This window comes from Promicromonospora sp. NPDC060204 (assembly GCF_042728455.1).
GTDB lineage: Bacteria > Actinomycetota > Actinomycetes > Actinomycetales > Cellulomonadaceae > Promicromonospora.
Genome location: NZ_JBHWZO010000238.1, coordinates 1 through 9,595, shown reverse-complemented (window position 1 = coordinate 9,595; position 9,595 = coordinate 1). Strand labels below are relative to the sequence as shown.

6 protein-coding genes are annotated in these 9,595 nt (G+C 74.9%); 2 read left to right on the top strand and 4 right to left on the bottom strand.

Annotated elements, in window-relative coordinates:
• Nucleotides 1-144 precede the first annotated feature (144 nt).
• The 3 genes from ACFWEJ_RS23235 to ACFWEJ_RS23225 form a co-directional block, all read right to left on the bottom strand.
• Nucleotides 145-810 carry a regulatory protein RecX gene (locus tag ACFWEJ_RS23235; protein ID WP_377231550.1) on the bottom strand — a complete coding sequence of 222 codons (666 nt, stop codon included), beginning with the start codon at nt 808-810 and terminating at the stop codon, nt 145-147.
• Nucleotides 811-844: 34 nt separating this feature from the next.
• Nucleotides 845-2,065, bottom strand: coding sequence for a recombinase RecA (gene recA, locus ACFWEJ_RS23230; RefSeq protein WP_377231549.1), 1,221 nt, complete (start codon nt 2,063-2,065; stop codon nt 845-847).
• A 264-nt stretch (nt 2,066-2,329) separates the two neighbouring features.
• Nucleotides 2,330-2,566, bottom strand: coding sequence for a DUF3046 domain-containing protein (locus ACFWEJ_RS23225; RefSeq protein ID WP_377231548.1), 237 nt, complete (start codon nt 2,564-2,566; stop codon nt 2,330-2,332).
• 59 nt (nt 2,567-2,625) lie between these two features.
• Between ACFWEJ_RS23225 and ACFWEJ_RS23220 the strand changes: the two genes are divergently transcribed.
• Entirely contained in the window at nt 2,626-7,761 is a 5,136-nt protein-coding gene (locus tag ACFWEJ_RS23220; RefSeq protein ID WP_377231547.1) for a DEAD/DEAH box helicase, read from the top strand.
• Here ACFWEJ_RS23220 and ACFWEJ_RS23215 read toward each other — a convergent pair.
• Nucleotides 7,727-8,521, bottom strand: coding sequence for a DUF998 domain-containing protein (locus tag ACFWEJ_RS23215; protein ID WP_377231546.1), 795 nt, complete (start codon nt 8,519-8,521; stop codon nt 7,727-7,729). The two genes, ACFWEJ_RS23220 and ACFWEJ_RS23215, sit on opposite strands and share 35 nt — an antisense overlap.
• Nucleotides 8,522-8,732: 211 nt before the next feature.
• On the opposite strand from ACFWEJ_RS23215, the gene ACFWEJ_RS23210 reads away from it, so the two are divergent.
• Nucleotides 8,733-9,527, top strand: a complete 795-nt coding sequence (locus ACFWEJ_RS23210) for a DNA-formamidopyrimidine glycosylase family protein (protein WP_377231545.1) — start codon at nt 8,733-8,735, stop codon at nt 9,525-9,527.
• The last annotated feature ends 68 nt before the right edge of the window (nt 9,528-9,595 follow it).

Genomic DNA, 9,595 nt, shown 5'->3' with positions numbered 1-9,595 from the left:
AAATCCTTTTTTTTTTTTGTTGTGGTGGTTTGTTTTTTTTTTAACCGTTCCTGGTGCTGGCCGACGGGGGGGGGGGTGTTCCCCCGCTTGCGCTGCTGGACCACCCGGCCGCTCGTCGATTCCCGGTCCCCGCGAAGGTCGGGCTCAGTCCTCGGCGTACCCGAGGTCGTCGGTCTCCTCGCCCTCTGCGGCGAGCGCGTCCTTGACCAGCTCGAAGGCCAGGCCGGGCGCGTAGCCCTTGCGCGCGAGCGAGCCGACGGCGCGGCGCACCCGTACCTGCCGGTCGAGGCCGCGCGTGCGGGTGACGAGCTTGCCGGCCAGCCGCGCGCCCGCCGCCCGCTCGTCGTCGGGGTCGAGCTGGTCGAGGGCCTCGACGGCCGTGTCCTCGTCGATGCCGCGCCGGCGCAGCTCAGCGGCGATGCCACGCCGGGCCAGGCCCCGCTCGGCGTGCCGGGTGCGGACGATGGTCTCGGCGTAGGTCGCATCGTCCACCAGGCCCACCTCGCCGAACCGGTCGAGCACCTGCACGACGACGTCCTCCGGGTACCCCTTGCGGGCCAGGGACTGCTCGAGCTCACGGCGGGACTTCTGCGCCGCCGTCAGGATTCGGAGGACCACCTCACGGGCCTTCTCGACGGCGTCGTCGCGAGTGATCTCGCCGGCCTCCAGGCGCTCCGCGACGGTCTTGCGGGGTACCCGCTCGCCGCTGCGCCCACCGCCGCGACCGCCGTTGCGGCGCCCGCGTCCGCCCGTGGGACGGCCCTCCTCGTCGCCCTCCGAAAAGGCCGGATGGCCCCGACGCTTCCCCACGCCGGGACCATCCGCTGGATCACCGTACTGCACGTCAGAACGGAGCCTTCTCGGCGGCCGCCTCCGCCTTGGCCGCGGTCTTCGCCGCCGCGGGCTTGGTGGCGGTCTTCGCGCGTGTCGCGGTCGTCTTCGTGGCCTTGGCCGTGGTGGTCGTCCGCGAGGACGAGCTGGCCGCCGCGACGGTGCCGGTGGGCGGCGTCGTCTCCGTCGCCGACGGTGCAGGAGCACCCGCGGCCGGGTCCGCCGGGGCGTCGACCTTCGGTCCGACGCCCAGCTTCTCCTTGACCCGCTTCTCGATGTCGTTGGCGAGGTCGGGGTTGTCGCGCAGGAAGGACCGCGCGTTCTCCTTGCCCTGGCCGAGCTGGTCGCCCTCGTAGGTGAACCACGAGCCGGACTTGCGCACGAAGCCGTGCTCCACGCCCATGTCGATGAGCCCACCCTCGCGGGAGATGCCGTGGCCGTACAGGATGTCGAACTCCGCCTGCTTGAAGGGCGGCGCCATCTTGTTCTTGACGACCTTCACGCGGGTGCGGTTACCGACCGCGTCCGTACCCTCCTTGAGGGTCTCGATGCGGCGGATGTCGAGACGGACCGACGCGTAGAACTTCAGCGCCTTTCCACCGGTGGTGGTCTCGGGCGAGCCGAAGAACACACCGATCTTCTCGCGCAGCTGGTTGATGAAGATCGCGGTGGTGCCGGACGCGCTGAGCGCGCCGGTGATCTTGCGCAGGGCCTGCGACATGAGGCGGGCCTGGAGACCCACGTGGCTGTCGCCCATCTCGCCCTCGATCTCGGCCTTCGGCGTCAGGGCCGCGACGGAGTCGATGACGATGATGTCAAGGGCGCCGGAGCGGATCAGCATGTCCGTGATCTCCAGGGCCTGCTCACCGGTGTCCGGCTGCGAGACCAGGAGGGCGTCGGTGTCGACACCGAGCTTCTTGGCGTACTCCGGGTCCAGCGCGTGCTCGGCGTCGATGAACGCCGCGATGCCGCCGAGTCGCTGGGCGTTGGCCACGGCGTGCAGCGCGATGGTCGTCTTACCCGAGGACTCGGGGCCGTACACCTCGACGATGCGGCCGCGCGGGAGGCCGCCGATGCCGAGGGCCACGTCGAGGGCGATCGAACCGGTGGGAACCACCTCGATGGGCGCGCGGGTCTCGTCGCCGAGGCGCATGACCGAGCCCTTGCCGAAACTACGGTCGATCTGTGCGAGGGCGGCCTCGAGGGCCTTGTCGCGGTCTGCTGGTGCGGGCATGTGCAACACCTTTGGTCTCTGGGCGCTCTGTGCGCCGACATGGATGGCCTCTGTACGTCGTTGCCGACCGTACGCGGAGCCACTGACACGGACGCCTGCTCCGGCCGCCGCCTGTGGACGACGTTCCGAAATCCGTGCCTGTGGTCAAAGTCTAGCCGAACGCGTGTTCGAGGCAAGACACGACACACCGGTGTGTCGCAGGACATCTCGCAGGGGGCGGACCCTGCGGTCGGGAACGTCGGTCGACGCCGCTCGGGGACGCCCTCAGCGACGGGGCGGCGGGGCCTGGCGGTACTTGTCGGTGCCCCACCGGTCGGCGTCGGGCACGTCCAGGGCGTCGCACAGCGCGTGCCACACGTCGCGCGGCTCGGCCCCGTCCTCCAGGGCGACCAGCGGGGTGCGCCCGTCGAGCGCCGGGAGCACCTGCTCGCGTGCCAGCGCACGCCCGTAGGCGGGGCCGAACACCTCGTCGACCAGCTGCCAGAAGTCCCGTTCACGCACCCGACAACCCTACGACGCCCCGGCACCTCCCCCGGCCCGTGTCAGTGGTCGGGGACAGAATGGGGACCATGCCCACGCCCGACGACCCGCTCTCCCGGTTCGGACCGGCCACCCGCACGTGGTTCACCGGTGCCTTCGCCCAGCCCACCGCCGCCCAGGCCGGCGCGTGGGACGCCGTGGCGCGCGACCAGCACGCGCTCGTGGTCGCACCGACCGGGTCGGGCAAGACGCTGGCGGCGTTCCTCTGGTCGATCGACCGGATCATGTCCGAGCCCGTCCCCCAGGAGCGGGCGCGGCGGTGCCGCGTGCTGTACGTGTCGCCCCTGAAGGCCCTGGCCGCGGACGTGCAGCGCAACCTGCGCTCCCCGCTGACGGGCATCCGGCAGGCCGCGGCGCGCGACGGCATCGAGGTGCCCGACGTCACCGTCGGCATGCGCACGGGCGACACACCCCCGAGCGAACGGCGCTCGTTCGCCACGCGCCCGCCGGACATCCTGGTCACCACGCCGGAGTCCCTCTTCCTCATCCTCACCTCGTCGGCCCGCGCCGGGCTCGCGGGCGTCGAGACCGTGGTGCTCGACGAGATCCACGCCGTGGCGGGCACCAAGCGCGGCGCCCACCTCGCCCTGAGCCTGGAGCGCCTCGACGCCCTGCTCGACCGGCCCGCCCAGCGGATCGGCCTGTCGGCCACGGTGCGGCCGGTCGAGGCTGTCTCCCGATTCCTGGGCGGCGGCCGCTCCGACGAGTCGGCGCGCGAGGTCGCCGTCGTGCAGCCGCCGTCGCACAAGGAGTGGGCCATCGACGTCGTCGTGCCGGTCCCGGACCTCGCGGACCTGGGCAGCGCGCCCAGCCTCGGCGTGCCGGACCCGGGCCGCGCCGACGGCTCCGGGCCGGGCTCGGGCGACGACGAGATCGACCTCTCGGGCGAGGCGACCCAGCCGCTGCGCAAGGCCTCGGTCTGGCCGCACGTGGAGGAGCGCGTGGTCGACCTCGTGGCCGACCACACCTCCACCATCGTCTTCACCAACAACAGGCGGGGCGCCGAGCGCCTGACCGCGCGCATGAACGAGGTCTGGGCCCAGCGCCAGGGGCTCGACGTCGCCGACCCGGCCAGCACCTGGGCCGCGCTCGTCCCCGGGCAGTCCGGCACGGCCGCCGGGATCCCCCGGCCGGTACCCGGGGAACGCGGCATGCCCGAGGCCGTCCCCGGACAGCCGCCGGGCCCGGACGGGGCAGCCCGGGCCGAGACCGTGCTCGCACGCGCCCACCACGGGTCGATGAGCCGCGCTGAGCGCACCCGCACCGAGACGGAGCTCAAGGAGGGCCGGCTGCCCGCGGTGGTCGCGACGTCGTCGCTGGAGCTCGGCATCGACATGGGCGCGGTCGACCTCGTGGTGCAGGTGGGCGCGCCGCCGTCGGTCGCGAGCGGGCTGCAGCGCATCGGCCGCGCGGGCCACCAGGTGGGCGCGGTCTCCAAGGGCGTGGTGTTCCCGATGTTCCGGGGCGACCTCGTGCCGGCGACCGTCATCGCGCAGCGCATGCGCACGGGCGCCATCGAGCACATGCACGTGCCGGCCAACCCGCTCGACGTCCTGGCGCAGCAGGTGGTCGCGGCGCTGGCCGTGGACGACTGGGACGAGGCCGAGCTGCTCGCCCTCGTCCGCCGGGCCGCGCCGTTCGCGCACCTCGGCGACGCCACCTGGCGCGCCGTGCTCGACATGCTCGCCGGGCGCTACCCCAGCGAGGACTTCGCCGAGCTGCGGGCCCGCATCACCTGGGACCGCGCCACGGGTCTGCTGCGCGGCCGCCCCGGCGCGCTGCGCCTGGCCGCCACGAGCGGCGGCACCATCCCCGACAAGGGCGCGTACGGCGTCTTCCTCGCGACCGACGCGGCGGACGGCGGCGTGCTGGCCGACGGCACGAACGGCGGCACGAGCACCAGGTCCCGCGGGGGCCGGCGCGTGGGCGAGCTCGACGAGGAGATGGTCTACGAGTCCCGCGTGGGCGACACGTTCACGCTGGGGTCGAGCACCTGGCGCATCGAGGAGATCACCACCGACCGGGTGCTGGTCACCCCGGCGCCCGGCCTGCCCGGTCGCCTCCCCTTCTGGAAGGGCGACGCCCCCGGCCGCCCGGCCGAGCTCGGTCGCGCGGTGGGCGCCTTCGTCCGCGAGGCCGACGCCGCCCTCGCCGCCGACGTCGACGCCGGGCGCAAGCACCTGCGCGACGCCGGGCTCGACGACTGGGCCGCGGACAACCTCGCCGCCTACCTCACCGAGCAGCGGCTCGGCACGGGCCGCGTGCCCGACGACCGGACGGTCGTGGTCGAGCGGTTCCGCGACGAGCTGGGCGACTGGCGCGTGGTGATCCACTCGCCGCTCGGGGCGCGCGTCCACGCGCCGTGGGCCCTCGTGATCAGCGCCCGCCTGCGGGCCCGGTTCGGCCTGGACGTGGCTGCCATGCACTCGGACGACGGCATCGTGCTGCGGCTGCCCGACTCGGGCGGCGGCTGGGACGGCGACCCGTGGGGCGTGGACGGGGCCGGCACCGACGAGGTCGACGGGCTCGGCGACGGGACAGCCGACGGGACCGGCTACGCGGCCCTCGACGGCGAGGCGCAGCCGCAGCACGTCCCGGGCCGGGTCACGCTGGAGGACCTGCTGCTGGACCCGGACGAGGTGCTGGGCGCCGTGCGCGACGAGCTGGGCTCCTCGGTCATGTTCGCCGCGCGGTTCCGGGAGGCGGCCGCACGCGCCCTCCTGCTGCCGCGACGCCGGCCGGACAAGCGGCAGCCCCTGTGGCAGCAGCGCCAGCGCTCGGCCCAGCTCCTGGAGGTGGCCAGCCAGTTCCCGGACTTCCCGATCGTGCTGGAGGCCGCCCGCGAGTGCCTCCAGGACGACTTCGACGTGGCGGCCCTGGCCGACCTCATGCGTGAGATCGGCCAGGGCGGCGTCCGGGTCGTCGAGGTCACGACCCCCACGCCGTCGCCGTTCGCCCAGTCGCTCCTGTTCGGCTACACCGCCCAGTTCCTGTACGACGGCGACGCGCCGCTGGCCGAGCGCCGCGCGGCGGCCCTGTCGCTGGACCCGGAGCTGCTCGCCGAGCTTCTCGGGGAGCAGGGCTCGGCCGACCTGGCCGACCTGCTCGACCCGGGGGCCGTCGAACGCACCGAGGCCGAGCTCGCCGGGCTCGCCCCCGACCGGCAGGCCCGCGATGCCGAGGGGCTGTGGGACCTGCTGCGCCGCACGGGACCGCACCCGGTGGAGGCCCTGGAGGCACGCACCCGCGAGGAGGCCCGCCACGCCGTGGGCCACTGGCTCGAGGAGCTGGAGGCCACACGCCGCGTGATCCGGGTCCGGTTCGCCGGCCTGGAGCAGTGGGCGGTCGCGGAGGACGCGGGCCGCCTCCGCGACGCGCTCGGCGTGGCACTCCCGGTGGGCATTCCCGAGACGTTCACCGAGCTGGTCCCCGACCCGCTCGGCGACCTGCTGCGCCGCCACGCGCGCACGCACGGGCCGTTCGGCGCGCAGGCCCCGGCCCAGCGGTTCGGGCTGGGCGTCGCGGTCGTCGCCCAGGGCCTGGCCCGGCTGGAGGCCGACGGCGCGCTCGCCCGCGGGCGGCTGCGGCCCGGCGCGCTCGGCGGCACGGGCGACGAGTGGTGCGACCCCGGGGTGCTGCGCCTGCTGCGCCGGCGCTCCCTGGCGGTCCTGCGGGCCGAGGTGGAGCCCGTGGAGCAGGAGGCCCTCGGCGCGTTCCTGCCCCGCTGGCAGAACGTGTCCACGGGGCTGCTGCGCGGGGCGGACGGGCTGGTGCAGGCGATCGAGCAGCTCGCGGGCGCGGCGGTCCCGGCGTCGGCCCTGGAGACGCTGGTGCTGCCCGCCCGGGTGACCGACTACTCCCCCGCCCTTCTCGACGAGCTGACGGTGGCGGGCGAGGTGCTGTGGGCCGGGCACTCCCGCCTGCCCGGCTCGGGCGGCGGCGACGGGCTGGTCTCCCTCCACCTGGCGGACGGCGCCCCGCTCACCCTGCCCCCGCTCGAACCGGTCGAGGAGGAGAGCCCGATCGACTCCGACCTGCACCGCGCGGTGCTGGACCTGCTGACGGGGTCGGGCGGGTTCTTCCTGCCCCGGGTCGCCGAGCTCACCTCCGCCGAGCCGGACGCCGTGCTGGAGGTGCTCTGGGACCTCGTCTGGGCCGGCCAGGTCACCAACGACGGGCTGGGCGCGCTGCGCGAGCGGGTCAGCGGCGGCGGCGCCCACCGCGCGCCCCGCACCGCCGCCCGGGCCCGTCCGGTGCGCCGGTCCCGGTTCGCCGTGTCCCCCGGACGTCCCGCCTCGGCCCTCCGGTCCGGCGCCTCGACCGTGGGCGGGAGCGGCCGCTGGGCCGCCCTGCCACTGCGCGAGGCGGACCCCACGCTGCGCGCCCACGCCCTGACCCAGGTGCTGCTCGAACGGCACGGGGTGCTGACCCGGTCCGCCGCGGCCGCCGAGGGCGTCGGGGCGGGCTACCGCGACGTGTACCGCGTGCTGTCCGGCCTGGAGGAGCGCGGAGCGGTGCGCCGCGGGTACTTCGTGGAGCACCTCGGCGGGTCGCAGTTCGCTCTGCCCGGCGCCGTCGACCGGCTACGGGTGGACGCGGCCGACCGCGCGCGGGTCGTCGAGTCGGAGCTGGAGGTCGCGGAGCGGACGGCGGCGGTCGCGGGTCCCACCGGCGCCGCCGGCACGAGCGGCGTCGTCGTGCTGGCCGCGATGGACCCCGCCAACCCCTACGGCGCGGCGCTCGCCTGGCCGGCAGGCCCGACGACGGACGCCGGGGCGGCGGTACCCGGGCCGGCGGCGACGGAACCGACCACGGAACCAGGGCCAGCCTCCAACGGCGCGCCCGGCAGCAGGTCCGCCCACCGGCCCGGGCGCAAGGCCGGCGCCGTCGTGGTGCTCACCCACGGCGACCTGGCCCTGTTCGTGGAGCGCGGCGGGCGCACGGTGCTGTCGTTCACCGACAACCCCGCCCGGCTCGCGACGGCGGCCGCCGCGCTGGCCAGGACGGTCCGGGAGGGCCGCCTCGGGCGGCTGGTGGTCCAGCGCGTCGACGGCGTGCCCGCCCTGGAGGCCGCGCGGCACCATCCGACGGCGAGAGCGCTCGTCGAGGCGGGCTTCGCGATCACTCCACGCGGTCTGCGGATCTCGGTCCGCTGAACGCCAGGGCGGGGCTCGCGCCGTCGAGCGACCCGCCGCCGTCGAGCGACCCGACGGCGTCGAGCGGCCCGATCTCGTCGTGGGATCCGTCCGGGCCCTCACGGTCGATGGTCGCCCCGAGGAGGAACAGGTAGGCGATCATGATGACGAACCCCACCCGCTCGATGAGGCCGAACGCCGCTATGCCCGAGTCCGCGAGGTAGACCAGCGACAGGTGGATCACCAGGAACAACCCGACCGCCACGCCGAGCGCGCCGGCCGCCGACCGCAGGGCCCGCGGGAAGGCCGAGCGCGGCCGCGTGATCGACCGTTCCAGACTCAGCCCGACCACGGGGAGCACACAGAAGGCCGTGGCGGCGCTGAGCCGGTGGATGACGGCAGACAGCGAGGCGTCCGTCCCGGGCGGGTCCGTGGGAAACGCCCCGACCAGGACCATCGCGATGGCATAGACGATCATCGCGCCCGCGGGCACCAGGCCGACGGCGAGGCCGGTGCGGTACATCCGCGCGGTGAGGATGAGGCCGAGGACGGCCAGGACCACGCCGCCGGCGAGGATCATCTCACCGCCGCCGGGCACGAAGGCGTACCAGCTGATCGGGTCGAGCACCGGGTCGACCACGGACGCGCCGAGCACGTGCGCGGTGATCATCGGCAGCAGAGCGGTCGCACCGAACCAGCTCACGGTCCGGGTGTTGCGGGGGTCTGGGGAGGCCATCGACTGGTCCGGGCGTTCGCCCAGGTCAGCGGTTACAACGGTCATGGGACAAGAGTTGCCGAGCGCGCGCCGGAAAGCCATCGGGTTTACCCCCGGTCACGCCCTGACCCGCACTGGGGGCCATCCCTGACCGACCACCGGGGCCCGGTGGCGCGGTTGTAGCCCCGACCCAGATCACATGGGTGATATGCCGGTTGTGCCGCCTTCCTCGGCCGACCGCGCACTACGCTGAAGCCCCACGACGAGGGGAGCGTCCGTGCCCGAGGGGGATGTCCTGCGCCTCACCGCCGAGCGACTCACCGCAGCGCTGAGAGGCCTGCCGCTCGTCCGCGCGGAGCTGCGCTGGCCCAGCGCCGGCGCCGCCAACCTGACCGGAGCCACCGCGCTGGAGACCAGCGCGTACGGCAAGCACCTGCTCACCCGGCTCGACGACGGCCGCACCCTGCACACGCACCTGCGCATGGAGGGGCTGTGGAAGGTGCACCGGACCGGCTCCCGTGACGCCTCGGCCCGCAACCCCGCCATCCGCGCCGTGCTCGCCACGGACGCCTGGACCGCCACCGGTTGGCACCTCGGCATGCTCGACCTGCTGCGCACGCACGACGAGAGCCGCATCCTCAGCGGCCTGGGCCCGGACGTGCTCGGCGCCGACTTCCCCACCACCGGCCTGGCGGACGGCGTGGCACGGCTCGTCCGCGAGCCCGAGCGGCCGCTGTGCGCCGCCCTGCTGGACCAGCGCACCGTCGCGGGCATCGGCACCATCTGGATGGCCGAGTCGCTCTTCGCGCGGCGGCTGTGGCCGTGGCGACCCGCCGGCACCGTGCCCGAGGGCGAACGCGCGGTGCTGCTGCGCACGGCGCGCCGGCTCATGGAGCGCAGCGTCACCGTCGGACGGGCGCGCGGCCTGGGCTCCGTCGAGATGCACGTGCACGGGCGGGCGGGCCGACCGTGCCACCGGTGCGGCACCCCGGTCGCCGTCGGCACGGCGAACGAGAAGCCCTACGAGCGCCCGGTCTTCTGGTGCCCCACGTGCCAGGCAGGCCCGGCCTAGGACGCCGGCCGACCGGCCCGCCCCGGGGCGCGAACGCACGGACCGGCGCGAACGCACGGGAGCGGGGC